Source organism: Hymenobacter rubripertinctus (assembly GCF_003583925.1).
Lineage (GTDB): Bacteria > Bacteroidota > Bacteroidia > Cytophagales > Hymenobacteraceae > Hymenobacter > Hymenobacter rubripertinctus.
Map to the genome: position 1 here is coordinate 1 of NZ_QYCN01000047.1, position 26395 is coordinate 26395.

Genomic DNA, 26395 nt, shown 5'->3' on the forward strand with positions numbered 1-26395 from the left:
TTGGCTCAACCGCTTCCGGCATCTGCTGATTCGCTGGGCCAAAAAACCGGAGAACTACTTGGCCATGCTCCACTTTGCCTGTGCGCGCATTACGTGGTACAATTGTCTTTTTGGCTGACCCTCATTCCCTATTCGGATAGACTCTAAGTGCGCAAGGGGTTACTAGAATTACGATTAAGGACTGCATTACCGCTGATGACTCTTCCAGCAGAAAGCATAAGTTGGGGGTTCTCCGCATCAGTGGACCAGCGTTGCAGCAATCTGTCTGCAGCTAGCTTAGAAGCCGGCACGATAGTACTCAAACTTTTTATTTGAACAGGAATGCCGACAGGCAGGCGCTTGACATTGATGGTTTCGATGAACGCCAAGGCTTCGCCCGCAACTGATTCTTTGACTTTGGCCAGCTCAATTATTGCACGTAAAGGAGAACCTTCTATGCCTAAATCTTCACTTCGGCCACTACGGTCAGCCAAGGCTTTCAGTAAGATGGCGGCTTCTTCATCCGATAATTTAGCGGAGCTACTGTTGCCCCCAGTACGCTCCGCCGCAGATGCGCTTAACAGCATCCTCAGCGTTTTTGTGGCCTCTTCGCTGAGCCGAAGTGCTGCACCGCGCAACACCCCTATCTTATCCCGGGCGACGTAGAAATACGGGGCCAGATTCTCTTGGCTAAGTGGGGGCTCCGACTGAATCCAATCGCGCAGCCATTCATCGTCGGCCCAGCTACGGGCCCGTTCAGGAATGAGGTTGCGGTCCTGGGCCTCATCACTGGCCGCTGGTGTGGCCGCTTCCGGAGCCGGCTCGGGGACTGCACTCAGTATATTTGACGACTCACGCAGCCTGTTTTCAAGCTCCGCAATTTCCGGCGGCTTCCCGTCTGCCTCGGCTTGCCAATTGGCAAGCAGGCCAAAGGTCATCGGCTTAAATTCCTCCAGCAACATGAGTTTGGTCATCACCCGAAGCTTCAGCGTTGCGTGCTTGGCCTTAGCCATGTTGATGCGCAGCAGCATGGTGTTCAGGAACCGTTTTATTTGCCTTGGGTTACCACGCAAGATGCGGGTTAGCACGTCGGCGGTTTGTTGCGAGAGGGCAAGGTCGTCCAATAATTCAGCCGGTGCGTCTGGCACAAACTGTCCAATAGTAGCCAAGCTAAATACCGCCGTGCTGGAAACTTCAGCCTGTACCTTCTGTAATACCTGCTTGCACACCTTCTCGAAGGGCCCAGCATCGAGCCGTAACTGCGCAAATAATAGGTTGATGTACGTTTCAACTTCGGCATAGCCCAACTGCGGAATGCGCACGGGCATCTGCACCAGCTTTTCAAGATAGTCGCGGCCCAAATCGAATTTTTCCTGCGCGCTACTGGAAGCGTCATCGCCGATTTCCGGGAACCGCCGCTTTACCGCGTGCTGCACCAAGCGCTCGTCGGCCCCAATAATAAAGGCCGTATTGGGCACGTAAAGGAAAAGCTTGATGGCCTCCAGCGTTTCAATGATGGTATCGGGCAAGCAACGGTCCAGATCGTCGATGAGGACAACCAACGTGTCGATTTTGCTTTCTTTCAGCAATTCCGCAAAGTCCTGTCGGAATTCGCGCACGGTGCGGCGGATGTTGTCGGCTGGCTCGGGAGATTCCTTAATCAGTTCTTTAGCGTCTTCTACTGACACCCCCTTTACCTTGTCCTTGATATAGCCAGCCGCCTCGCCGAGGCTACCAATGTGAGGCATGCCAGTTAACGTAAACGAGAGCACCTGCTTGCCTGCCATGCCCATCAACCGCAGCCAATCGACTCGTTTAAGCAGTTTTTGCAATAGGTCTTGCGCTTTCTTTTTGGCTTTGGTTGCGGTGGGCAAATGATCTTGTAACGCATCGAGGATACTGCCCATCAGCGCCGACTTGGCATCGTCGTTTCCTTCAAACAACCAACCGTTGAACGGAACGCACAACACCTTTTCGTTATCGCTGAAGTAGTCTTCTGTCATTTTCATGACACTGGATTTGCCACTACCCCAGGCACCAAAAACCCCGATGGTAAGGGGCAACAACGCACGATTCTCAATCAAGCCGGTAACGGCTCCCACGATATGCTGCACGTTGATTAGATCAACATTCGTTTCATTATCTGACCACACGTAGGAGTTATGCTAAGCGTTGAGTAAGGAATTCATCATGCTGCTCTTAATGCTTGATCCCAGTTCGCAGGCGCTGTGGGGTGGTACAGTGAAAACAGATAGTGAGCTAAGGTAGGTTGGATTTGAATTCCTGTTCAAATTGGTGGGGCAAGCTGTTCTAGCCTATTGGTCGAGGTGCCAATTTTATAGGTTCTGGGTTCAAGCCAGTCCATACTGACTCATCAACAGTGATTACTAGAATTGTCGGAGGCTTATTGGCGTTCTTGACGTACAGCTTTTCATCCCTCATAACTTTGGCCACAGCAGTAGCGGCGGCATCGTGAGCGGCATTAGCAGTCGTATAAAGGTCACCAGATCTTGAGCTATCAAAGTAGTACATGCCTGATGGCAGTCTATAACTCTTTTTGTTACTGCCGATAATACTCCGCTTGAACCCGATGACGTCCATTTCGGTGTGTAAATCTGTGTAATCGTCACTACTATCGGTGCGGTGGAGTACTACACGTGCAAAATAGGTGGGCATAATAAGGTGGGTATTAAATGGAAGTATTGGTTTAAAAGTATGCTTATCTTCGTTTATAGTTGGCTTTGGCTACAACTTGCGAGCTAAATAAGTCGAAATAGAGGCCGAGAGACCAACAAGAAGTTCTGCTTCTTCGAACGACGGCTCTCCACCTTCACTCAAATGACGGCCTTGTTCCGATGAGAAGCCCCATATCTTGTCAACGACAACGTCCAGTGGTGGTGGGATTATACCCCTGTTCTTTTTGATCAGAGCGCCCAAAGTATCCTTGGAGCCTCCTATTGCTTCACGAGCTGTACATTCTAGGCAGGCCAGAGCGTGTTGGACTGCACCAGTAATGTCAGCCTCTGGTTTTCTTGAGAGATCTTTTATGGCTTCATTAATCTCTGACTTTGCTGTGTTAAGGCCAGCATCTCCGAGAACGTCCCCTGCCTCGTGGATCGTTTGTTCAAAATTATCTGTGCCACGAAAAAGCACTTGGCCATCTTCAAGCTTATAACCGATTCCGTTTTCGCGAAAAAAATCATTGACTTCATCTGCAAAAGCTGTGGGGTCATCGGAAGTGCTATAGAGTTGTTCGATTATGTCATAGACCTTGAACCATTTGCACGAACCAATTAGGTCAACTGCTTCAGTCAGTACCGGTTGTGTACTCCAGTTGTTGGAGTCTGCTATTTTCCTGAGGACATAGCATATAGCGCTCCGCACACGCTTAGCATCGTGACCAGTAGCTGTAGCTGCCGAAATAATGAATTCACGCAGTTCGTTAGGTGCGGACTCGTAGATCATTATAGGCTGCTCCTCAGACCTGTAATTGTTGCGTTTAGAAAAAGAAGGCATGGATTTTATACAATATTTATCTGGGCTGAAAACATTAATTTACTCAGTTCAGCCTCCCAATATAGCAACCCCAGCATTTCAGAATTTCGAATCGTTCAGCTGTACGTAGTAGACTGGGGTGGTCTAGTTAAAACGGACACTGAGCTAAGGTAGATGATTTAGCAGGTCGGTTTCAAATTGATGAGGCGTGGGATGGTCCAGTAAAAACGGACGGTAAGCTAAGGTAGGTTGCTTTTCAGGTCTTGCTCAAATTTGAGGTGGTCTAGCTAGAAAGGACAGTGGTTCAAGGTGGGTTAAGGTTGAAGTCTATATTTCAATTAGAGGTCAACAGCAAACCAAAGTGGAATGACGGCAGTCGAGGAGAAGCTGCCTGCCTTGATCCCTCCACCTTAGGATATGGCATTAGCTCCATGAGGCAGTAATCGCTTGACGCCCATGGGGTGAAAAGCCTTCCCTCGTCTAGTCCGATACCCAGATTCATTAAGTCGAGCGGCGATACCCCGCAGGCTCATGCCGGTGGCCCGCAACAGACTTGCCAGTTGTGCAGCCTGCCGGTTGGCCAGGCTCTGTTGGGCATTGCGCTGCAGGGATTCCAAGGCCTTCTCGCGGGAGGCTGGCGTCAGGTTGGCGGGCGTGCCGAGTTGGAAGCCCCGCGCCTTCTTGGCCGCCAGCGCATCGCGGGTGCGGGTAGAGATAGCGGTGGCCTCTTTCTGAGCCACGGCGGCCAGGATGTGGAGGGTAAACTCATCGGCCGCGGGCAGGTCGACGGCTTTGAAGCGCACGTGGCTTTCCATGAGCGTGGCCAGGAAGGCCACGTTGCGGGCGAGCCGGTCGAGCTTAGCCACGAGCAGCACGGCTCCCTCTTGCTTGGCGTGGATGATGGCGGCCTGCAGCTGGGGCCGGCTGTTCTTGCGGCCACTCTCGATTTCGACGTACTCCGCCACGATGTGGGCTTCGGATCCGACGAAAGTCCGCACGGCGGCTTGCTGGGCTTCGAGGCCGAGACCGGACTGGCCTTGGCGGGCGGTGCTGACGCGGAAGTAGGCGACGTAGCGCGTCATGGAGGAGGCGAGTTCAGGGGGGAATTAGGGGCAAGATAAGGCTTTGTCACGTTTGTTAAACGACCGTTCAACAAACGTGACAAACTGCTGGCAAAAACCTATTCTCTGATCTTGAGGATAAGAAGCAGGTCTTCATTATGCTTGCTGATGAAGACCTGTTAGCCGCTGACCTGACACCCTTTTAGTACGCTCTTTTAAAAGAAGTCGCGCATCCTGTTATAGCGTTCCACTTGATATCAACTAAAAATGTTGTTCCTTGTATTTTCAATTTGCAAATTGAAAATACAAGGAACAACATGCGTCACCACAATGGCATGCGGCCCCAGGATGTGGCCGTCTTATTCAAAATATTGCTCTTGGATAACACTGCCTGGCAAAGCAAGGAGCTGGCCCAGGCCTTGTACCTGAGCCCGACGGAGATATCATTTAGTTTGAAGCGGTGTCAATATGCGCGCCTCTTGGGTGGGCCTGATTACCAAGTGGCCCGCCGCACTTTCCTCGAATTTCTGCTACATGGGCTCGCGGTAGTGTTTCCTACTCAGCCCGGCGCGCACGTGCGGGGCTTGCCTACTGCGCATAGCGCCGCGCCGCTACGCGAGCAATTCGTGGCCGAGCAGGTGTACGTCTGGCCGGATGCCGAAAGCGAGCACTGGGGCAGTGCCATCGAGCCACTCTACCCCCGGGCTCCCCAGGCGGCCAAGGCCGATTCCAAACTTTACGAGTTGCTGGCCCTAGCCGATGCCCTGCGCGTCGGCCGCCCGCGCGAGCGAAAGCTGGCAGGCGAACTACTCCGCGAATTTACTTGCCCCGTCCATGTCTAATCAAGCCAACCTGGCTGCCCTGCAAGCGGTAGCCCGCGCACTTGGGCCTCTGCGCGAGCGGGTCGTATTCGTCGGCGGCAGTACGGCCGGCCTCTATAGTACGGCCCCACAGGCGGCCGAATCACGTCCCACCAATGATGTAGATTGTATCATCGAGGTGGTGCCCCGCATGGCCTATTACGAACTGGAAGAAGAATTGCGCGGACTAGGCTTTCGCCATGACCAAACGTCAAGCGTCATCTGCCGCTGGCGGGTCGCCGGACAGGTGGTGGACGTCATGCCCATCGGGGAGGATAATATCCTGGGCTTTTCAAACCCGTGGTATCCGGAGGGCTTTGCGCACGCGCACCCCTACGTGTTGCCCGATGAGAGTACTGTTTTCATTCTGCCAGCCGTGTACTTTGTGGCCACGAAATTAGCTGCTTTACGGAGTCGCGGCATGGACGATATTCGCCTGAGCAACGATCTGGAGGACATCGTGTACGTAGTTGATAACCGGACGGAATTTGCGGCGGAAGTAACCGCGGCGGCCGCCACAGTCCGCACGTATATCACCACCCAATTCCATCAATTGCTACAACATCCAGAGCTGCGGGAGGCCATCGATTGCCAACTGCCTTATGGTTCCGGCCAGGAGCGGAAGTACATCGTTGAAAACCGCTTTCGGGCCGTGGTTGCCGCTGGTCAGTGACCTACCGGGCCGATTGCTTATTAATCGCGTTAACTTCTTCCTTCGGCCCTACCCTTACTCGGCCGCTTGGCTGGCTGGCCCCTTCCGATACGCATGAATGACGACGCCCCGATGGCGCAGATATTTGTAGAGCGTGACTTTGGAGATGCGCAGGCGCTGGGCAATCTCGTTGACGCCTAACTGCTGCTCCTTGTAAAGCGTCTCGGCTACCATGGCCGTGCGCTGGGCCTCTTCCGACAACCCCCGCGGCCGGCCACCCACCCGACCCCGCGCCCGGGCGGCGGCCAGGCCAGCGTAGGTCCGCTCGCGGATCAGCTCGCGCTCGAACTCGGCCAGCGAGGCAAACAGGTTGAACACCAACCGCCCTTGAGCCGAAGCGGTATTGATGGCATCAGTGAGTGAAACCAGGCCCACGCCCTTGAACTCCAACTCAGCCACCATGTCGAGCAGGTGCTTGAGCGAGCGGCCCAGCCGGTCGAGCTTGTAGATATAGACCGTATCGCCCTGACGCAGGCTGGCCAGCAACTTGTCCAGTTCGGGCCGGGCCGTGGTGGCCCCGGATACTTTTTCCTGGAAGATGGTCCCGCACCCGGCCTGGGTCAGGGCATCGAGTTGTAGTTCCAGGTTCTGGTCGCGAGTTGAGACGCGGGCGTAGCCGATTTTCATCTGGCTAAGTTCAGCTTTCTTATCGGCAAGGCCACCTTAGCTGAACTCTGCCTGATGAACAGGTTAATTGAACCGTTTTCACCCTGCTTGGCGGGGCTTTTTCTCCCCCACTGCCCCTGTTTGAATTGTACAGGAAAAGGAGGGGTAAATTTCATGAATATTTTGCCGCCAAATAAGTGTGTATTTGAAGCATTTTAGTTGCGTTTAAGGCCTCGCTGCAAACAATGGCTTCGGGCAGTTCTCCATTTAAACCGTGCTCATTGCTGAATCTGGCCCCAAAACGTAACCCATTCAGTCCTGATTGGCCAATGTCATTCGTGGCAATAAGCTTACCATCCAGATAAGAAGCAGAATTCAAACCATTCACAACCAATGCGTACGTATGCCATTGCCCTTGCCAAGTGGAGCGAGAAATGCTGATTGGGTACATACCACCCGATTCTACCCCGAAGTAAAAATGCTCATCGTTGGCCCCGCTTCCATTGTTAGTGATGAGCGTACGCGAATTATTGTATCCATCAAACAAGTAATCAGTTGCTCCAGGTGCCGCTTCATTACCATCAATTCTGGCCCGGACTACAATAGAAAACGGTTGTGGCAACGTCAACTGACTCGAAGAAATATCGATGATTTGGTGCAGACCGCTGTAGCGATTAGCCGTATAGTGAATGCTGCCGTTGAGTAGCAGTGGTGCTTGAACATCGTTTCGTAGCTCGGAGTCACCATGTTGACCTGTTTTATCGCGCCATTGTATAACTCGATTATCGGGGCTTAGAATGGCGCTGTCAGGAGCGTACCAAGCGGCTAGCAGACTACCCAACCGCGTCGGGTTCCACGCTACGGGCGCTTGAAAAGGGACTGTGCTTACTGGTTGGCTGCCCTCATACTGGTTTGTGCTGGACATGAGAAACTGTCCGTGCCCACTCCCGTCGGCAAAACCGGTCCATGATGCCGGATTGGGCGGTATCGGGTCCTCGTAACTCCACGCAGCGGCAGCCTCAGACAAATCAGGCAATAGGTAGTTGGGACAGTACCAGCTTGCAGCATTCTGTGCCGCCGAACGCACGTAAGGCCATATTCTGGTCTCATCCATCTGCCCGTTCATGTTGCTGACTGACCGGTTGCTACCTATGTGGCCTAGATCTAAGCCCGTAAACTGCTGTTGCGGGGCGCTGAAACTGCCTTGACCAACTAGTGTATTATTGAGGTAGATAGTGCCTTGTAGATCGGTAGCATCATACGTCAGGCGTAGATGCACCCACTGTTGTACGGGTACTATTGCAAGCGTTTCAATGCTGCCTCCGTTGAAACTCTCAAACCCGAGTACTCCCACGTCGGTCCCAGTATTGATAAGATAAAGCTGAAAACTACTGCCAAGAAATAGCTTTTGGTGCGTTTCAGAATAAGTACCCCCAAACACAGAGGGAGCGTTGGCCCAGGTATGGAGTTGGAACCACGTCTCGATAGTATAGGAGGAGCCAGGCGGTAACAGGGCTCCGCCCCGATTGGAGAGCGTGAACGGAAAGCGGACCGCTCGTGAGATGGGGCGAGTGCGGTTGCTGAAATAAGTGGTTCTGCGCATCAGCTCTGCAGTATAACAGTTGCGGCTTGTGTCATGCTAGCCCGCGTTATGCGCACTTCCAGTGTGTCACCCATGATCAGGGTAAATGGCAACGTAGCAGGACTAGCCGCGTTGTTGATAGTATATGCTACCGTAGCCACGTTTTGCAGAGAGTTGGTGCGATACTCGCCCGCTTGATAAGTCCCCATTGTGCGGACAAAGGCATCAGCCGTATCAGCTTCAAAGACAAACTCTAGGATGGAGCCGATGACATCAGCTACCTGGCCGGGGCCGGTTGCAGCCGGGCGCTCATCAATGATGGTGGCTGCTTCAATTAGCCCAGTGATACTTGTATTTCCTTGCAGCACAACACGGCTCGCCTTGATGGCGCTGGTAGCCGGGGTTTCCGCCAGCACTGTGGTGTTGATCAGGTGCACTTCGCCCACCTGGGCATTACCCAACAAATGGTCCGTGGCCGTGCGGTCCTGCGTTTGAATCAGGCAGTTCTCAAAAACCATTTTTACCGGGGCGCTCAACCGCGCGGCGTGGCTCGTACCCGTAATGCGAAACAGGCAGTTATGAAAGTACAGCCGTGGATTGTTGAGCCTGCCCCATACAGCCGTTCCATTGCTGGAGTTGAAATGGCAATTGTAAAAATGAACGTCACAGTCCGAATTGAAGATAACGGCGGTAGTGGTGCGATTTGCAAAGTGTAGATCGTACACCTCGTAAAACATCCCGGGTACGGCGTTGCCGTATGCTCCCATGCCCCATGCGCCATCCGAGTTGGAAAACACGCGACTGTTGTTACCAACAAACTTCCCGCTTCCCCCGACCAGCGTAATCGCATCACCAGACGTGAGCAGGCTGCCCACGTCAAAGCCCTCGGTATGCACCGATAGTCCCGAAGACAAGAACAACTGGGCTTCATTACCAATAACCGTGACATCCGATACGGGCGCGGGCAGTACGAGCGTGTCACCCGCGCTAGCTTGAGCAATGGCTGCGGCAGCCGTGGCGTAATAATCGCGCGTCCGGTTTGGATGAACTAGGTTGGTGGGATTCGTCACGAAAATCGCTAACGCATCCGTGACGGCTTTTTGGCTCATAGCCAACGTCGTACTTTGGCCAGTAGCCTGCGCTAGCGTGTCATCGGTCGTGGGTGCCGCGGTGCGATTGAATAATTCTTCGATTAGGCTGGTCAGGATTTGACGCACATCATCCGCTGTCGTTTTCCCTCCGTTACCGGTACTGCGGATGTTGGCGTTAAGTTCAGCGAGAAGTTGCGCTTGTGTCTTGCTTTCCATGAAAATGATAGTTGTTAAGTTAATTACCAGGGTGCCTGAAGCAGGCTAAAAATGCGATGGAAGAAATGTCCGATGATTATTGAGAACAGCTAAGACGATGATGCACGGCGGTGATTCGCCTAGGGCGGGTCTTCTGCCCAATCACCTTGCACTAGGCTAAAGAGGGCCTCTACTTCCATCTACAGGAATTCCGTTATTCTTGAAGCTAAACTGGCTGACCCACTGCCGGACCGCAATCCAGGCCGTAGGTTGAGGCAACCCACTGCTGCATAGTCCTGATTTCAACGTCACTCAATGCCCGGTCCCAAATCAGGACCCGGGCAATTTTCCGTTCGCCCCCGTAATCCTGGTAGTGACCGGAGCCGATGCGTAGCGTACTGGGTAGCGTGTCGAGTTGGGCCCCCGTGCTGGTGTGCGTGGCATTCAGCCACAGATCCATCCGCTGGCTGCCACCGACTGACTCGGCCGTCCGCACCAGCCAGGCATTCCAGGAGCCGACGCGCAAAGCCGCTTCGGAATAGTTCTGATAGCCGTAGAAATGCTGAATGACCAGGTTTACATAAATCATGCTGTCATAGAGGTGGGCATAGCCCTGTTGCCCCCAGCCCATGAGCTCGATGTAGGTGGTACCGGGGCTCTCAAACAAGACGAGGTGCGTACGGGGCGCGTTGCCGAGGAGGTCCATCTCCACCGTCCCTTCGTAGAATCCCCGATCAGCAAAAAGCACGCAGGGCTGGCCATTTGGACCACCTTGCCCTTCCACTACTGGGCTGCCATTGGCAACTAAGTCATGCCCCGGCTGGGTGCCGGCGTTGGGCCAACTCCGGCCATCCAGGCTGATGGTCCGGGGATCGTAATCCCACCGGGCAGCCACCGGCAGAGTGCCTGCCGGAGCCGGTTGCCCGGCCATAAGCAAACCGGTGAATCCGGCATTGAAAAACGAATGGCCGATCATGCTTGAGCGGCGTAACCGGCCACGATATCGTCCTCCGTCGACCCAAAGCAGGTCAACGTCAGAATGGCCGTCCTGCCGGCCGCGAGACTGGTCGGGGCCGTAGCGCCCACAAACACCCAGGCCGGCGGAAATATAAGCGTGCGGGCGCTCCCATCGCTCACGAGACGAATAACCTTGCTGCGGGCCGCCGCCTTATTGGTTGTTTCGGTGAAGGTTAGGTTGCCGGCCACTGTCAGCGTATGCCAGGCTGCCCCTGCCAGGTCCAGGGTGATGGTGGGGGCATAGGGCAGCACCGAATAGGCAGTGTTACCCGTACTATCCGGCGGCGCCGCTACCTGCTGGGGCAAATCGGTCAGCTCTTTGGCTATGCTTTGCAGGACTGAGTTAAGACCAATGCCTGTTGTTTTGCCCTCCCGACCATCCGTATGGACCGCCTGGTTGATTTCGTCAACGAGCTGGTCAAAATCCTTGAGTGCCATACCGTATGCTGATTAACTAATTGAAATTAAGCAGAAGTAGTCCCCTCGCCTGCAAGTAGCCGCTGCAGAACAGATCAGAAGCCTTCCAGTATGCCGTGATTGCCGTTGCCACTCGTATCCGTGGCCTGCAGGGTCGAAGGCGTGAGCCGGGGACCGGCGGCCAAACTCAGTCGCGCAACCTGACCGTTGGGCGACCAGTTGCCGGTCGGATCCGCTATTTCGCTGGCCAGTAATGCGCGACTATAGATGCGCAGATCGGCGTAGCGCACGGGGCTGGTATACTCGTTGCGCGTGTAACGGGCATTGACCAGCAGATCCCCTGCCTGGGTAGCGCCCGTCGTCAGCACCACGTGGTGCCAGGTATCAAGCGTCAAGGTGCCCGCTAATTGCGCGGCGGTGCCGGGCGCACCGTCCAGGTACCAGGTCCACTCAGACCCGATGCCCAGGGACGCGAACCAGGTATTGTCCCGTAGGTTACGGGCGTCGAGCAGGTAGTGCCAGTTACCGGCGAAAGACTCATCCGCCACATTTACCCACAAGGCCACCGTGAGGGCGGGCAAGGCGGGTAACGCTAGGCTCAAGTACTGATCGTAACGATTCAGATTGAAGAGTTGGTTCTGCTCATAGGGTGGCGCTTGCACCTTAGCGGGCAGCTCAGGGGTATCGAGGATATCAGGGGGAGCAGACGGCGTACCGCTTGGCGTACCACCGGGCAGCAACGTGTCGAATTGCAAGCCACTGCCCCCCATCTGTTTGGTGGGCAGCCGCTGGTAGCCGTACCACAAGGCCACGCTGCCGTCCAAGCCCCGGGCCCGTCGGTAAGCGCCTTCGAGCCGCACCCCGTTTGGCGGTACCCGGTACTCGTGGATGAGGTAGGGCTGACTCCCCCCCTGGCGCAACAAGGGTGTGCGCGGCTGAATGGTCTGGTCGGCGGGCCTTAGAGTGAGCCCGGCTACCTGGCGGGGAATCTCCCCCTGCTCCAGGTACGACAAGCCAGTCGCGGCAGGGCGCGGCACGAACGGAATCCAGTGCTCAGCCACGCTGCTGGCTAGCTGGTAGGTGTAGGCTGCGGTGGTGGCCACGGGCGGCGTGGCGCGGGTGCGCAGGTACTCGGCGACTTGCGCGGCCGCCCCGGCCCCATCCATACCGTTGCCGAAGCCATCGGGAACCGTCTGCTCGACGGCCCAGACCAAGTTCGTGGCTTCTTCGCGCAGCAGCGTGACCTGCTCCACCGGCCGGCCCACGAGCGGGGTGAGTGCCGCGTGGGGAATCAGCAGCCGGGGCACGGAAGCCGTCCGCTCCCCGACCGGGCTCTGCCGGAATAGCCCCCAGCGCCCGGCATCGTCGTCGAGCTTGCGCTCGGGGGCCTCCGGCTCGGTAGCCGGACTGGCCCCGGCCGGATGCACCCGGTACGATTGCCCGAAAACGTCGGTCACGACTACGGCTGTCACGGTACTCAGGCTTCCCACCGGGACCGTGTAGGGTACGCTGAACCAGTCGTTTTGGTAGAGGAAGGCGAATTCCTGGAGCAGCATGCGCCCAAAGTCGGAGGAGTCGCCCGTTACCTGGCCCAGATCCACGCGGTGGTCCTCAAAGTCCCACCAGCGGGAAGCGGGCGAGCCGATAAACTCGATTTCGGTGGGGATAAACCGGGTGGTCGGCACGTCGAGCGCACTGCCCGCCGCCATGCTGCTCAGGGCCGGATGAGCCGCCGCCGCTGCTTCGTCCACCGAATGCCAATGCAGGCCGTTGCCGGCCGGCGTCTGGCCCGCCAGCAACACGGGCGCTTGCGCATCGGGCACGGCCAGCGCATAGTCATAGGCCAGCTCGGGGACCGACCAAGCGGAAGTCGCCGGGCGGTCGAAGTACAGCCGGTCGTACGTTGCCACGTAGTTAGTCGCCGCCCGCGCCAGCGCGGCCCGGGTCGTTTCGTTGACCGGTTGGGCTACCACGGTACCAGCCGCGTTGGGGTCCGCCCGTAGGGCTTCGAACAAGGCGTACCCATCCAGGGCCTGGGCCCCGGCCGTGCGCAGAATGGCCTGCACTTCCGTGGTTTGTGCCTGGGCAAAGGCAACGTCGTAAGCGCCTTCCGCCGGCATTGGGACGGCTCGCAGGGGGTAGCGGGTGCGGAAAGCCCCGGCGAACTGGCCCAGCCCCTGCGCGCGCAGCAGGCGCAGCCAGGCCTGGCCCATGCGCAGGCGTAGGCCCGTCTCGACGAGCGGCGGCTCGGCCTGGAGCTGGGCTTCCCAGGGCGTCGCCGGCGCGTAGGCCTGCGCCGGGTGGGCGCCGAGCTGGAGTCGAGCTGGTTGGGCCGTGCGGGCCGACAGCTCGGCGAAGGCCGGGCTGCCGCGGTCTTCGGCCCGGAACTCACCGAGTTGCCACTGCCGGGCCAGCAGCCAGGCCGCGTCGCGCACCTCGGCCCGCAGGCTGCGGTTGAACTCGGCGCTGCGGGGCCGGGGCTCCAGGCGGTTGTGGGCGATAACGGTACGGGCCAGACTGGCCGGAATGGGGGAAGCAATAGCCATAGGAAGAGGATCGAAAAGGCCGGCAGGACCGGATCAGTAGTCGTCGTAACGCAAAAAAACAGCGCGCCTTACTCGGGTAAGAGGGGATTGGGTTGGTACTGGGCCTGGTTGGTGAGCTGGCGAAAATCCAGGCTGAAGGTGGCTTCCTGCTGGGCCACGGGCGCGACCAGGGCCGGCAGCAGCGTGGCCAGGTGGGTGAAGGCCAGCGCATCGGGTTCCACCGTCCGCTTCTTGGCCAGGTCCAGGGTTTCGTTGACCGTACCCAGCAGGTCGGCAAACGACCAGCCCCCCGGGCCGGCCTGCGGGGCCACGGCCAGCAGCAGCGTTTGGGCGGGCTCCGTATTGGGCTGGTCGTAGTGAAAGGCGACGGCCGTCGTCGCGTCCGGCTCGGGCAGCGTTTCGGTCCACTCATCCAGCCAGAGCACGTGCTGCTGGGCGGCCGTGGCGTTGTAGCCCGCGGGGCGCACCTGCACGAGCGAAATAACATCCCCCGGGACGGGGTAATCGGCCGGGTAATGCAGGCCCAGCCAGTATTCGGGCGTGGGGGCGGGACCGGCCGACAACTGCGTCGGCTGCAGCGCGAGGGGCTGGAAGGTTGGCTCATCGCCGCGCAGCAATTCGTGCAGCATCAGTACCTTGTCCAGGTGATCCAGCGACTCGCGGACCCGGGCCGCGCCCTGTAGCCATTCCGACAGCAGCAGCGGATTCGCTTCCGTGCCGACTTGCAGCGCGGCTTCCCGATCCACCGCGTTGCGGTACTGGGTACCCGCATTCAGGTTGAGTTGCAACGCCAGCCGAAAATCGCGGCCGAGCAATTCCCGGGCCGCGTCGGGCAGTCGCCGGCTCAGGTCTTCGGACCCGCTGAGGACCCGTTCGTGGGCCGCCAGCCGTTCATTGAGTAGGACCAGGACCTGATCGGCGGCAGCAGCCAGTTGGCCGGGTTCGGCTCCCAGCGCCGCCACGGCTTCGGGAATGCCCGTCAGCACGGCCCGGGCGAGAAGCCGGCGGAACGCTCGGCGCGAGGCCGCAGTCAGCAGCGGGGACTTAACGGCCTGCCGTAAGTCGGTGACCAGCGCCCGCATGACGGTGGCAACGGCCGTGAGCCGATTGCGGCCCTCTGCCTCGTCGAGGCTGGGGCCGTTGGATGTGTCAGCCAGGCCGGGCAGGCTGAAATCTTCGGGTCGGGCCGTGCGGCTGCCACCCAGTAGCTGGCGCAACCGGCCGGCCAGCGGCAGCAGGCGCTGCAGCTCCAGGGCCCCGGCGGTGGTATAATCCAGCACGACCGCGCCGGTTACTTCGGGTGCTGAGGCCGCTCTTTGCTCCCGGGCGGCCTCGGCCAGCAGGGCATCCAGGGCGGACCCGCTGCGCAACGCGGTGCCGTCGAGCAGGAACAGCAAGTCCAGCGGTTGCAGCTGTAAGCTGGCCAGGTTCACGGAATCTACCTGGTCAGGTGCTTCGGTGAGCGGGCCCTGCCTAACGGGTTCGGCACCGGGTTGCTCCGCCAGGCTGCCGTCGGAGCCCAGCTCCGCCGCGCCTGCGCCGGTTGCGGGGGAGGGCGTAAACTGGTATTCGAGCAGGATCCGGGACGGGTCGCCGAAAAAGGAGCCCAGCCACCGGTTCAGACCAGGCTCGGCCAGGGCCCGGGGTGTGCGGTTGGTGCCCCACTGGTCCAGGGAAGGCGAATCGGTAGCGGGCAGGTGCAGCAGCACGCGGTGGGTCAGGGCCTTGCCGGCGCGGGGCGGCTCCAACACGTCGGGCACCACCGGGAACTTGCCCTTGGCAATGCTTTCCAGCATGGCCCCGGCCCGGTCGGCATTGCCCTGGGTGGCCTGGAACACGCCTTCGCTCACGGCCAGGTCGCCCAGCGCATCCATCGTGTCCTGCAACGCAGCGATTTGCTGGGCCACGGCCGCCGCCAAACCGGCATCGGCGGGTAGCTGGCTCACGCCGTACGGATACGTTTGGGCCGTGCCCGTGCGCAGCAACGCCAGCCCATCGACGAGCTGCCGGGCGGCCTGCTCCGGGGCCGGCGGGGTACCTGCCGTCGCGTCATTGAGGGACGATTTGGCCAGCGCGTAAGGGAAACGGAGCCGGAAGTAGCGCAGGAAAAACCCATAGGGCTGCCCGCCGGCCTGCCCCGCGGTTTGCGTGAGCCCCTGCTCAAAGTGCTGCCCCAACAGGGCGCTCAGCGACGCCCCGCCCCGGATGCCTTCCACGATGGCCAGGGCTGCTCGCACCCGGGCCGAGGACAGGTTCACCGCCAGCCGGTTACCGTCCGGGTCGGCCGCATCCGCCGTGAACTGCCGGGACTTGTAGCCCTGGCGCAGGATGGCGGCGGTGACGGCCTGGTTGGGAGCCGGCGCGTGGATGTAGCCCAGGCTGTCGGGGTCTTCCCGCACCCCGTCGGGACCCGGCACCGAGCGGTCGGCGGCTCGTACGTTTTCCAGCCAGCCGAAGGCCCCGCAGAACAGGCCCGTCGGATTGGCTTGCCGCAGCTCCTGCAACCGGTGGCTGACCTGCCCCACCTGCCAGGCGTCGAGGCGGTAATTGCCCAAGTCCAGGTGCTCGGTCAGCAGCCGCTCCAGCCGGGCCGTGGGCAGCGCGGCCAATTGGCCGATTTGCTGGAAGTAGGTGCCCAGGGCCTCGCCTTGGAGGCCGCCCCCGGCCCGCAGGTAGGCGTGCAGCGGCTGCCCGTTGGTCAGGGCCGGTCGGTCGTAGAGCAGCTGCCAGCGCGGCGTATCGGCGCGCAGCACGTTGAATAGTTCGGGCTCGGCCCGTTGCGCAGCGCTCAGGTTCATCGTCCGGGCCGCCGCGTCCCAGTACTGCTGCAGCACGGCCTGCCGCAGCAGGTGGTAGAGCAGCGAGTTGGGCGCCACGAAATCGGCGGGTACCCCGTCCGGGTAGAGGGTCGCGAAATTCTGCCGCCGGATGTCGTCGAAACTGGTCGTGGGCGCGGCCAGCCACTGGATGAAGTTGAGCTGCGTGCCGGGCAAGGGATGGAGCGGCTCAGTTTCGGAGAACGGAAAATCATCTACCAGCACGCCCAGCCCCCGGGCAGCCGCCGGCTCATCGGCGTAGGTTTGCGCCAGCTTGGCGTAGCCCTTCTGAAAGGCCTGCTCGAAGATGCGGGGCGGCCCGGCCCCCGCCAGTCCCAAAGTGTTGTCGGCATCGAAACGGCCCAGGAATTCCTGATACAGCGGATTGGCCGCGGAGCCGGCCACGTCAAAGCGGCCCTGGGTGCGGCGGGGTAAGGCGCCCCCCTCGGCGGCGGCCACGGCGGGCCAGATGGAGCGGTTGCGGGCCGTGGCCAACGCGTTGAGCGTGTCCGTCAGGGTGGGGCCCAGCATGTAGCGCTGGTAGAATTCGCCCGACGTGGCCTCGGTCCCCAGCACGGTGAGCAGGTTACGGTAGTCGTCGGGCGCGGCGGGCAGCGGCACACCGGCCGGGCCGTTCTGCGGGTACCGGCCGGCCTTGTTGAGCCGCTCGGTCCAGGTGAAATCCAGCCGGCGCAGGGTCCGGGCCAGCTGCTGGCCATAAGGCCCCAGGGACGTGGCCGGCGTCCAGGTCGAAAAACGCGTCGTCGGCAGCACCCCGTAGGGCGTATTGCCCACCCGAAAGGCGGGCAGTGGGCCACGGCCCAGCACATGGGGGGCGAAGAAGCTGCGGGTCCAGTCGATGGCCGCAGTCGAAAACACGGGCCGCATCATTTCCTCCAGAAAATAGCCGTACGTCGCCGGCCACAGCACGTTGTTCAGGGCAATGGCCTCGCGGGCGTCCGTCAGCAGCGCCCCGGCTACCGCGCCGAACGTACCGGGGGCCAGCCCCAAGGCATCCCCCAGCCGCTGGCCGTCGGGGTGGCGGGCCGGGTCGGGCTCGACCTTGCGCGGCAGGCTGGCCTGGGTCAGCAGCGGGAAGGTTTCCTCGGCGTCGAACTGCTCGGTGGAGCCGTAGCCCGAGGCCTGGCGGTCGGTGTTGTTGGTGGGGGTGCCCTGGGACACGAGAGCCAGGCCGTCGGTGTGCTGGTGGGCCTGCAGCAGCCCCTCGATCAGGCGGGCCTGGTCGGTGGCGCTGCCCGCGGTACGCACGCCCAGCACCACCAGCCGCTCGAATCCGCGGGCGTACTCGCTCTCGCTGAGCGGAATGGTGATGGCGAGGCCCAGCCGCACTGCTTCGTCGTAGTCTACCATCCAGGCCATGCGGTCATCAAGGCCGGTTTTGGCATCGGCCACGGCCGTATTACCAGCTTCCTGCAAGCGGAAACCAACAGGCAGCACGGCGGGGATGTCGGCGGCCTGCGCTGTTTGCACGGGTTGCAGGAACTCGGTGGTGGATTCCGGGAAGGTGGCGCGCGAGTACGGGACGGCCAGGTGGTCGAGCAGGTGGGCCTGCAGCAGCGGATCGGCCGGCAGGTCCGCGGCCTGCTCGTACTGCTGGTAGAGCGTGACGGTAAAATAATCCGGCAGCGCCCGGGCGACCGGCCCGGACTCGGCCCCCGGGCTGGCCGTCGGCCGCTCGACAAACGTGGGGTCCGGTACCTCACCACTGGCCCCCGTGAGGGCGCTGGTCAGGGCCGCCAGGTTGGTGGGCGTCGTTTGCTCAACGATCCACGTCGCGCGCCGCGCGCCGTAGCCCGCCACCAGCCGGCGCCAGGAAGCGAGCGAGTGCAGCTCCGTGCGGCCGATGCCGGTAAGCGAATCGCCTTCCCGGAGCCGCCAGGCCTCACCTTCCTGCTCCCAGTATCGCTGCCCGGCCTGCTCCTCCTGCAGGCTCAGGGCGGGCTGGTGGGCGTCGAGGCTGATTTGGTCGGGGTAAAAGCGGACCCGCAGTTCGTGCCCCCCGGCGCTGGTCGGCAAAAACTTCGTTTGCACCCGCACGGGAAACAGCAACACGGGATAGGCAGTGGAAAGGGCGGTTAGATCTTGCATGGATAGGATAAGGCGAAAGAATAGGAATGAATCGACGCGGGCTAGGCGGCGTCAGCCAAGGAGTTGGCGGGCGGCGATGGCCACCATGACGGGCTGCTGAAACAGGGCATAGGCCAGCTCCGCGCTGTTTCGCACCCGCGGCACGGGGCCGGGGTAGGTATCGGTATCGACTTCGGGCTTGCCGGTAGGAAGAATAAGCAGGTTGTCGCCGGCGGCCACCCCCAGATAGTCCCAGGATAAGTCGTTCCAGGATCTCAACTTGACGGGGGGCGCATTCGGGTCCGTTGACGTAGCGTAGGCGGGGCTCGTCTCATCGAGTCCGAACTGGGGCTCGCCCGGACGCTCCAGCAGCGTGAAGAAATAGCCACTGGACTGCGCGGTGTTGTTGCCCAGGGCCTCGGCCGGGGTCAGGTCGAAGGCCAGGGCCACTAAGTCCTGGCCGACGGGCAGGCGGTAGACCGGGTAGCGGGTGCGGGCCGGAGTCTGGTCGGGTTCATATATGTCCGTTTCGCCTATTTGTTGGGCGGGCTGGGCGCAGATGACGGTGTTGGGAAAGCGGTGCAGCAGCTCGGCCCGGATTACCATGACTACCTGGGCCCCGGGTCCCGCCCCGGGGTTGGCCCCCAGCATGCGCCCGTTCCAGCTCAGTAGCGGGGCCACGTCGCGCAGATTCTCCTCGCGCTGGGCCAGGGCCGCCGGTGTGGCCGCTGCCACGGGCAGCGTATTCAGGTAATCGCTCACGTCCCAGAACTGCCGGAAGTAGCTCGCCCGCAGGTCCACGGGGAAGCCGCGCCACAGCAGCTCCGAGCCCAGCGCGTGGTTGGCCCCGAGTAGGTAGGCTTCGATGAACGCGCGGTTGATTTGCATGAGCGCCACCGTATCGGCCGGGAAGTCGGCCAGGCCGGGCAGCAGCAGCTCGGGATGGCGGCGGCGCAACTGTTCGCCCAAGGCATCCTGGAAAACGGGCGCGACCTGCACCGGCTTGATGGGTGGGCCGAATGTGGGAGCCTGAAGGGGGCTAACCGTTCCGGTTAAGGAAGCGGACAATGCGGCCTCTTCTCCCCCACTTGGCTTGCTGACCGCCACCGGCCCTGCCTCACCGCTGGTTTCCCGCGTTAACCCCTGGGGGACTGGTGATGGCAGGGGTTGCGGTGGGACAATGGTTACGCCTTCCAGCACGGCATCGACCAGGAAATCCTCCGCGGCGAAGTCGGCCGATTCGAAGTCCCCGGTGATGAACTTGGAAACGGTCGTGAGTGCCTGCTGAGCCCGGGAAGGGAGCACCCGTTCGGGGTCGGTACCAGCCACCATGCCTGACTTGAGCGCGCTCAGGTCCAGCCGGGGCTGAACCGGGTCGATGGTCCGAAACCGGGTTTGGGTACGCAGGTCGGAGAAGGCCGCGCCAAATTCTGTCAGCAGCTGCGCGTCGGTTATCTGCCGGTAGCCCTGCTCGTCGAGCACCCGCAGCACGGTGGGCACGGCCTGCTCGTCGGCCAGCAGGCCGTTGAGGGCCGTATCGTCGAACTGGTAGGCGCGGATGAGCTGGTCTTTGGGGGCGCTGGCCCGCACCTGACCCGACTGCAGCCGGCTCAGCAGCTCGTCGCGCTGGCGCAGGCTCGTGCCGGGGCCCAGCGGAGCCTGCTCCGTTTCGGGTGACGGCTGCTGCGTGGGCCGCAGGGGCCGGCCCGCCAGATTTACCTGGTAGGGGCCGAAAGGGCGTAGCAGCCGGCGAAACGTGGGGCTGAACGCGCCCAGCGGCACGTTGCTGCGGCGAATGGTTTCGCGGGCGCTCAGGCCCGTAGCCGCCAGGCGGACCCGGGGCTGGGCCAGCGCCGTCAGCTGGAGGCCGTAGTTGGCCAGCCCGCCCGGCAGCGTGGAAGCTTCGGCGGTATCGGCCACCAGGGAGCTGCTGCGCAAGGCAGTATCTTCTGCACGGCCCAGGTTGGGTGCGGCACTGGCCACGACCGTGGGTAAATGCTGGCGGCGTAGTGCGGCGGACGTTTCGAGGCCGAACTGCAGCCCGCGCAGGTTCAGGTTGGCCACCAGCACGTCCTGGACCTGGTCCCAGGCCCGTTGCACGTATTCTTGCTGCTGCTCCTGCACGAGTTGGCTGCCCATGGCGGCCACCACCCGGTAGCGCGGGTCCAGGTTGGCCTGCTCCGGCCAGGCGGCCAGGGCGTTGCCGCCGGCCGGGTCGGACAGGGTAGCCGACGGCAGGTAGGCGCGGCCATAGAGCGGCGGGGCCACCACCGGCCGACCCCCGCTACCCACCAGCCCCGGCACGAAGCCGGGAGCCAGCGCCTGGTACAGACTCTCGGCCACGGGCCCGGGCAGGGGCGTGGTGGTCGTGCCCAGCGGCTCCAGCACCCCAGGCAAATCCAGGGTATAGGCCGCCGGAGCTCCGCTGCCGGCCCCCAACGGCGTGGTAATACTGAGTTGGTTAACGCCGGTTAGGGCCGTACTGGTGGGGGTCAGCCGGCGGGCCAACGACTCGAAGTCGCTGTCGGCGCCCGTCTGGAATGACCACTGGTGGTACACGGGAAACTCCCGGGGCTCAGCGGTGCTGAGGTCGGTGGCCAACGCGGGCCAGGCAGAAGCAGTGGCTTCGGTTGCCGTGATGGGCAGGCCCCGTCCGGCTTGGCGCCCAACTTCGTAGGTGGGTAGCAAAAAGGCCACGTAGCGGGTGTTCTCCCGCAGGCGGCGCGGACTGAACAGGCGCGAAAAGGCCAGGGCGGGATTCTGCTGCAGCGGGCCGGAGAGAAATTCCTCTACGGCCGTGGCCGACGAAGTATCCAGCACTCGGTTCACCTGGACGTGGGCCAGCAAGGGTAGCTGGTTGAAATCGGGCAGCGGCACCCCGGTTTTGACTGTGATACCGGGCAGCGGGGCCGCGCCCTGGGGCAGGGCGCTGAACTCGCTTTCTTCCAGCACCAGCAGAAAGCACCAGGGCCGCACCTGGTTGGTGGCGGTGACGGCCTCGGGCGAGTAGCGCCAGGGCAGGTCCTCCTCCCGAAACTCGATGCTGGCCAGTTGCAGCGGGGAGAAACTCTGCGTATCAGGCCGGGGCGTGGTGCGCAATACGGCCGCCGGGGTGAGGCCCACCACGTCGCCGGGGCCATAGAGTTCCAGCGGAACGGTTACCTGCTCTGTTGAGGGCGCGCCTCCCTCTACCGCCAGCGTGAGCTGGAGGGGCAGGATGGGGCGCAGGGAGCCGTCAGCCGGTCCGGCAGTTTGGCTGAGCTTGTGCCTGACCCAGGGCAGAAACGAGAGCTGGTCGCCAAGCTGCACCGGAGCGACGAACGACTCGATGGTGAAATTTTGGGTGAGGTTGGGCTGCCCGTCGCCTACCCGTAGCGTCACCGTGTAGTTGCCGGCGGTCAGGTTATCAAAGCGGTGGCTGACGAAACTACCGTGATTGTAAAACGGCGTCCAGTTTCCATCGCCCAAATGGCCTTGTACTGTGACGTCAATCGCGCCGCCGGCTACCGGGCGAGCGAATACATCGGCCGAGCCCAGTACCGTGCCGTCTTCCCGGGCATCTACTCGGACGATGTCGTAGATTTCTAAACGATTATAGTTGCCGCACGAAATTGGAATTCCAGAATTATTAGAACTAATATTAGCTTGGTCCAGCAAGTGGACTGTATAAACATTGTCAAGCAGGTGGTCGAATTCAACAATGCCGGTTGAACTGGAAACTGTTTTAGAGGCAAGTGGGGGATTACTATTATCGCTGTTTAGTATTGCGAGTTCGACCAGAATAGTGTACTGCCCCACAGAATTAGCAGGGCTTGTCGTTGCGACAGTCAGGCGGAGGATTCCATACCCATCAGGATGACAGATTTTCTCTTGATTGGTAATACTTACTCCGGGTGGAATAGTAGGATTGGGATTGGCGTTGCATCTTACAACGATATTGCTAATTTTTTTATAATCAGTGGCCGCGCCTCCACCGTACGGATAATCAGATGCCTCAAGAGTATAGGTGTCATTGGGCAGGTCATTAAATCCGGTTTCTGTGCCCGTTTGGGACGGCCGATCATGCGTTCTTACAACTAAGCCATTGCTTCCTTTCAGAAGGAGTTTGCGTAGTGTATTATTCGGTATAAGGGAAAACGTAACATTTATATAGCCATTTCCAGGAGTTGCTGGCGGATAGCAGCCGGTAATTGCTGTGAGGGTTATGGCCATATTCAGCTAGTAAAATAAAAGTGAATGAATAAACGGAGGAAGACTGGTTATCTTTTTTCGCGCGCAAAAACACCTACACACTTTGCAGATCTAGTTGATACGCCGGCACCACGAGTAATTCCCCGCGCAGCCGGCTATCGGCCGCTACGGCTGCCTCCAGCGCGGCCGTGGCCTGGGCCTCGTTGGCGTAGGTGGTGGCCGCGTAGCGGGTGAGCGTGTCGGCGCGGGCCAGCACGTAGGCATCCTCGCGCCAATATACTTCCTCTGGGGCCAGGTACGAGGGATGCGCCTGGGCGTAGGCTTGGCCGATGGCGCTGTTCTGGCTGAGCTGCTGGAACTGCTGGGCGGGCATAGGCACCAACTGCCGGCGCGCCGGTGCCGACGCGCCGGCAGTTGGTGCCGCATTGCGGGCGGCCTCGGTGGACGGGGTCGGAATGATTGGCGTACCCGCCGGGGTGGGTGAGCCCAGCACGAGCAGCTCGTAGCCCACCTTTTGCACCGTGGCCGAGCCGCCCGTAAAGCCGTCGAGCAACCCCAGCCGCACGCCGCTGCGCATGAGTTGGAACGAGGGGGCCGACAGCCGCTGGGCCTCGCTTAGTTGCCGGAACTCGCCGGGGGCGAAGAAATCGGTTAGCTCCGTCAGGTCCGCGCCCGTTATGAGCAGGGTGTTGGCTCCCGTGCCCAGCGTGGCCTGCGTGATATCGAAGCGGTTGCCGTTCTGGGGTCGAGCGTTGCCGTAGCGCTCCAGCGCAAAGGCCAGCGGGGCCACCTTCTGGCGCACGACCAGCGCCCCGCCCGGGTCGACGAGCAGGCGCGTAGCGTCGGGCTCGGCGCGTAGGACCACCGGGCTGGCCAGGGCGCTGGCAGAAGTCTGCACTTCCCAGCTGCTGGGAGCCGCCAGCGCCTCGCGCAGCAACTGGCGCACGTCCACGTTGGGCAGCGGCTGGGCCGGGGCCCCGCCGCCGATGGTGCGGTTGATGCTGAAGCGCACGCGCACGATGAGCTTGAAGCTCACCTCGCCCGTCACGTGCCAGGGCGCGGGGCCCGTCACGTGCAGGTAGAGCTGCAGGGTGAGCTTGTTGTTGCCGTTGCGCTTGATGGCCACGCCGGCCCCGATCTGCACGTCGAGGCGGAAGGGGTTGAACTCGAAGAGCGTGTCGAAATAGAGGTATCCCTCCAGGTAGAAGCCCAGCGGCAGGTCGACGAACAGGTCGAGGCGGGCACCCACCTGCACCGTGTTGGAGGTGATGGCCAGGTAGGTTTGCAGCACCAGCCGGAAGTCACTACTGTCGGCCAGGGCCAGGCGCAGACGCTGCAACTGGGGCAGGTTGGCGTTGGCCGGGGGCTGGAAGGCGGGGTGGAAGCCGCCGGTGGTGAGCAGGAAGACGGGGTTCTGGCCCTGGTAGAGGCGGAAGGCGCCCTCGCCGCTGAGCGTGAACCGGTCGAGCAGGCTCGAATCGCGCAGCGTGGCGTCGAACTCGACGCTGCCGGCCCCGAAGTCGACGCTGCCCACAAAGTCGGCCCGCAGGCGCAGGATAGGCTTGTCGAAGCTGGGCAGCGTGGCCCGCAGCACGCCCAGCAGCACCAGGCGCACGGGGGCGGGCAGCTCGATGATCAGGCCCACGTCGAGGGTGAGCAGCGTGGGCGTGCCCCAGCCGATTTTAGCCAGCAGCCCGAACACGTAGCGGCCCTCGGTGGCCGGGAAGCTGCTATCGGCCACGGCCAGCGCGGCGGCCGGGTTGTCGAGCACGTTGGCCGGGAACAGCAGCTGGTCCAGCTGCCCGCTGGCGAGCAGCCCGCGCAGGTAGTCGGTGTTGGCCGCCCGGTTGACGCCGACCAGGCCCCCGATACCGTTGAGCGTGAAGCCCAGCCCAAGCTGGATGGGGGTGAACGAGGCCCTAATTAGGGCAATAAAGGATGTCGCACTCGTGCCATCGGGCAGGCGGTCGGTGAGAATGCCGAGGGCATTGACCGTTATCTTATCTTGAATGGAAAGCGTTAATGAGCCTTGGTATCGGTGGCCTTCTTCTAAAATGGCTAGGGAGCCCGCCCCCMCCACGCCCCCCATATTGATGCTAATTGCTAGGCCGGTAGGCAGCAGCACATCCAGCGTTACCTCGGCAGCCCCTACGTTACCGCCGCCATTTGGGAAAGAAGCCTCCAGGCTGAAGCCTGTGTTGATAGCTTGCACCAGCACGCCGGTAGCGGGGACGTTATTACCAGTGGGCTGCTTATCGCCTGAAGCCAACTGTAGCGCCAAATCGAAGCGTACAGAATAGGTGGAAAGTTCATCATTGGCAGATTCCTTTCTTAATCGAAAAGACGTCACCCTTGCTGCGCCTATGTTGATATTAAGGGGTAAATAGAGCCCCGCTCCACTATTAATATCGCCTCCAACTCGCTGACCATTGGCCCATAAAAAGTCGGCTTGTAACTCCGTTAACGTGTTGTCTTCACTAAGAAAAACCGAATTAACGTTGATGGTTTTCGGCAGCGCTTTTTGAAAAAAGGGAATAGTTTGGTCGAGCCGGTAGCTGAATGCGCCACCCACGAACCAGTCACCCGCTTGCCTCCCTACCTCAACCCGCAGTAAATCAAGCTGACCAAAGCTGCCAAAGTCGAGGGTAGGCACTGGCTTACGCGTTTCCGCAGCTAATTGAAAATTATCGCCGTTGAACGAACCTCGCAGGTCATATGCCATTTTAGGGGCTGTGGCCGACTGCGGGTTGGGCAGACGTATTGTGCCAATTAGACGCGAGGAGAGAAAAGAACTGTTAAGGAGTGTCAGCGCGATGCTGGTAATATCTACTTCGATCTTACCCAAAACCGTAAATCCCAGTACTGGAGCCTGGACTGGGTCGTCGGATAGTAATTCAAACTGCCCAGATACGCCGCCGGTACCTAAGAGAACCTGATGGCCCACCAGCGAGGCCGTGGAGCCCGTCGTAACCGGGGTAAATACATTAGGCAAATGCACCACAGCTTTGTCCACGAGCAGCCCACGAAAGCCCAAAGGAGCGCGCCCGGAGTCAGTGTTTGCTAGTAGATAAGGCCGTAACCCGCTGAATTCGATTACCACAGAGGTACCGCGAAGGCGTACAGGATTGAGCGAGAGCGCAACAGCAGGATTGACATTTAGATCCAGGCCGACATCCAACCCGTAGGTAAGGCGCGCTGCTTGGATAGTAATAGCTGGTTCCTCGGGCTGGCCGCTAGGCTTAAGCACGTCCGTCCAGCCCGTGCCCTGGCGCTTCACCGGCACCAGTAGGCCCGGCTTGAGCAGAAGTGTTACGTCGAGGGCGGGTATCGATAGGTCGAAACGCTCGTCGTCAAAGTAACAGGTAAATTCGGCCCCGAAGCCATCGTTACCGTGTCCCAGCACCAAACGAGCTAAGCCAAAGAGGTTAAGCGATGCTTCGTTGCCACCCAAATACTGGAGTACGCCTTCTACCCGATAGCCTTGGCCGGTCGCGTGCACTTCGAAGCTTTTCAAGCCTAAATTGACCAGAAACGAGGAATCACCTAACTCCGTGGGCCAACTGCGTAAGGTGTGAAGTATGGGAATGAAACTAGTGTTCTGACAGTTTAATTTCGTCAGCTACTTTGGTCAATTGAGCGTATCTATTTTTCAACTTAACGCGGGCCTTTTCGGTGGTGAAGGACCAATTGACTTTGGTGGCGGCGACGTTGCGCCTGGCTTGCCAGGCTAAGGCCTCTT

Annotated in this window: 15 protein-coding genes and 1 pseudogene; 3 read left to right on the plus strand and 13 right to left on the minus strand. The window is 60.6% G+C overall.

The annotated features are described in order from the left end of the window. Positions 1 to 118 (plus strand): annotated as a pseudogene (locus D0T11_RS19725) (IS5/IS1182 family transposase); the annotation flags it as partial. 25 nt (positions 119 to 143) lie between these two features. On the opposite strand, the gene D0T11_RS19730 reads toward D0T11_RS19725, so the two are convergent. The 4 genes from D0T11_RS19730 to D0T11_RS19740 form a co-directional block, all read right to left on the minus strand. Then, positions 144 to 2132, minus strand: a complete 1989-nt coding sequence (locus tag D0T11_RS19730; RefSeq protein WP_119657533.1) for a KAP family P-loop NTPase fold protein — start codon at positions 2130 to 2132, stop codon at positions 144 to 146. Between the two features lie 157 nt (positions 2133 to 2289). Continuing rightward, complete coding sequence (locus D0T11_RS22240; RefSeq protein WP_147374749.1) at positions 2290 to 2655, minus strand: hypothetical protein; 366 nt, start codon at positions 2653 to 2655, stop codon at positions 2290 to 2292. 69 nt (positions 2656 to 2724) lie between these two features. Then, positions 2725 to 3495 (minus strand): AbiJ-NTD4 domain-containing protein, encoded by a 771-nt coding sequence (locus D0T11_RS19735; RefSeq protein WP_119657534.1) that lies wholly within the window; start codon positions 3493 to 3495, stop codon positions 2725 to 2727. 389 nt (positions 3496 to 3884) lie between these two features. Then, the gene (locus tag D0T11_RS19740; protein WP_119657535.1) at positions 3885 to 4556 is read right to left on the minus strand and encodes a recombinase family protein; all 672 of its coding nucleotides are present in this window, start codon (positions 4554 to 4556) and stop codon (positions 3885 to 3887) included. 296 nt (positions 4557 to 4852) lie between these two features. Here D0T11_RS19740 and D0T11_RS19745 point away from each other — a divergent pair, with 296 nt between their 5' ends. After that, complete coding sequence (locus D0T11_RS19745; RefSeq protein ID WP_245991059.1) at positions 4853 to 5377, plus strand: hypothetical protein; 525 nt, start codon at positions 4853 to 4855, stop codon at positions 5375 to 5377. Beyond that, positions 5370 to 6068 (plus strand): hypothetical protein, encoded by a 699-nt coding sequence (locus tag D0T11_RS19750; protein WP_119657536.1) that lies wholly within the window; start codon positions 5370 to 5372, stop codon positions 6066 to 6068. Before D0T11_RS19745 ends, D0T11_RS19750 begins: the two co-directional genes overlap by 8 nt. 54 nt (positions 6069 to 6122) lie before the next feature. On the opposite strand, the gene D0T11_RS19755 is transcribed toward D0T11_RS19750, so the two are convergent. From D0T11_RS19755 to D0T11_RS19795, 9 genes are all read right to left on the minus strand, one after another. Continuing rightward, positions 6123 to 6734 (minus strand): recombinase family protein, encoded by a 612-nt coding sequence (locus tag D0T11_RS19755; protein WP_119657537.1) that lies wholly within the window; start codon positions 6732 to 6734, stop codon positions 6123 to 6125. A gap of 151 nt (positions 6735 to 6885) precedes the next feature. After that, positions 6886 to 8316 (minus strand): LamG domain-containing protein, encoded by a 1431-nt coding sequence (locus D0T11_RS19760; protein ID WP_119657538.1) that lies wholly within the window; start codon positions 8314 to 8316, stop codon positions 6886 to 6888. Continuing rightward, a complete protein-coding gene (locus D0T11_RS19765; RefSeq protein ID WP_119657539.1) occupies positions 8316 to 9602 on the minus strand; it encodes a hypothetical protein in 1287 nt (428 codons plus the stop codon). Before D0T11_RS19765 ends, D0T11_RS19760 begins: the two co-directional genes overlap by 1 nt. 205 nt (positions 9603 to 9807) lie before the next feature. Next, on the minus strand, positions 9808 to 10329 hold the full coding sequence (locus D0T11_RS19770; RefSeq protein WP_147374750.1) for a LamG domain-containing protein: 522 nt from the start codon (positions 10327 to 10329) through the stop codon (positions 9808 to 9810). A 224-nt stretch (positions 10330 to 10553) separates the two neighbouring features. Beyond that, positions 10554 to 11036: a hypothetical protein gene (locus D0T11_RS19775; RefSeq protein WP_119657541.1), complete on the minus strand. Its 483-nt coding sequence runs from the start codon at positions 11034 to 11036 to the stop codon at positions 10554 to 10556. Positions 11037 to 11110: 74 nt separating this feature from the next. Continuing rightward, complete coding sequence (locus tag D0T11_RS19780) at positions 11111 to 13561, minus strand: LamG domain-containing protein (protein ID WP_119657542.1); 2451 nt, start codon at positions 13559 to 13561, stop codon at positions 11111 to 11113. Between the two features lie 68 nt (positions 13562 to 13629). Next, positions 13630 to 18486, minus strand: coding sequence for a hypothetical protein (locus D0T11_RS19785; RefSeq protein WP_119657543.1), 4857 nt, complete (start codon positions 18484 to 18486; stop codon positions 13630 to 13632). Between the two features lie 51 nt (positions 18487 to 18537). Beyond that, positions 18538 to 22122, minus strand: a complete 3585-nt coding sequence (locus tag D0T11_RS19790) for a hypothetical protein (RefSeq protein ID WP_147374751.1) — start codon at positions 22120 to 22122, stop codon at positions 18538 to 18540. Between the two features lie 628 nt (positions 22123 to 22750). Beyond that, entirely contained in the window at positions 22751 to 24868 is a 2118-nt protein-coding gene (locus D0T11_RS19795) for a DUF6603 domain-containing protein (RefSeq protein ID WP_147374752.1), read from the minus strand. Positions 24869 to 26395: the final 1527 nt, after the last annotated feature.

Coding starts and splice junctions, on each gene's coding strand:
- D0T11_RS22240 (WP_147374749.1), bottom strand. CDS start 2,655: ATGCCCACCTATTTTGCACGTGTAGTACTCCACCGCACCGATAGTAGT.
- D0T11_RS19735 (WP_119657534.1), bottom strand. CDS start 3,495: ATGCCTTCTTTTTCTAAACGCAACAATTACAGGTCTGAGGAGCAGCCT.
- D0T11_RS19740 (WP_119657535.1), bottom strand. CDS start 4,556: ATGACGCGCTACGTCGCCTACTTCCGCGTCAGCACCGCCCGCCAAGGC.
- D0T11_RS19745 (WP_245991059.1), top strand. CDS start 4,853: ATGCGTCACCACAATGGCATGCGGCCCCAGGATGTGGCCGTCTTATTC.
- D0T11_RS19750 (WP_119657536.1), top strand. CDS start 5,370: ATGTCTAATCAAGCCAACCTGGCTGCCCTGCAAGCGGTAGCCCGCGCA.
- D0T11_RS19755 (WP_119657537.1), bottom strand. CDS start 6,734: ATGAAAATCGGCTACGCCCGCGTCTCAACTCGCGACCAGAACCTGGAA.
- D0T11_RS19760 (WP_119657538.1), bottom strand. CDS start 8,316: ATGCGCAGAACCACTTATTTCAGCAACCGCACTCGCCCCATCTCACGA.
- D0T11_RS19765 (WP_119657539.1), bottom strand. CDS start 9,602: ATGGAAAGCAAGACACAAGCGCAACTTCTCGCTGAACTTAACGCCAAC.
- D0T11_RS19775 (WP_119657541.1), bottom strand. CDS start 11,036: ATGGCACTCAAGGATTTTGACCAGCTCGTTGACGAAATCAACCAGGCG.
- D0T11_RS19780 (WP_119657542.1), bottom strand. CDS start 13,561: ATGGCTATTGCTTCCCCCATTCCGGCCAGTCTGGCCCGTACCGTTATC.
- D0T11_RS19785 (WP_119657543.1), bottom strand. CDS start 18,486: ATGCAAGATCTAACCGCCCTTTCCACTGCCTATCCCGTGTTGCTGTTT.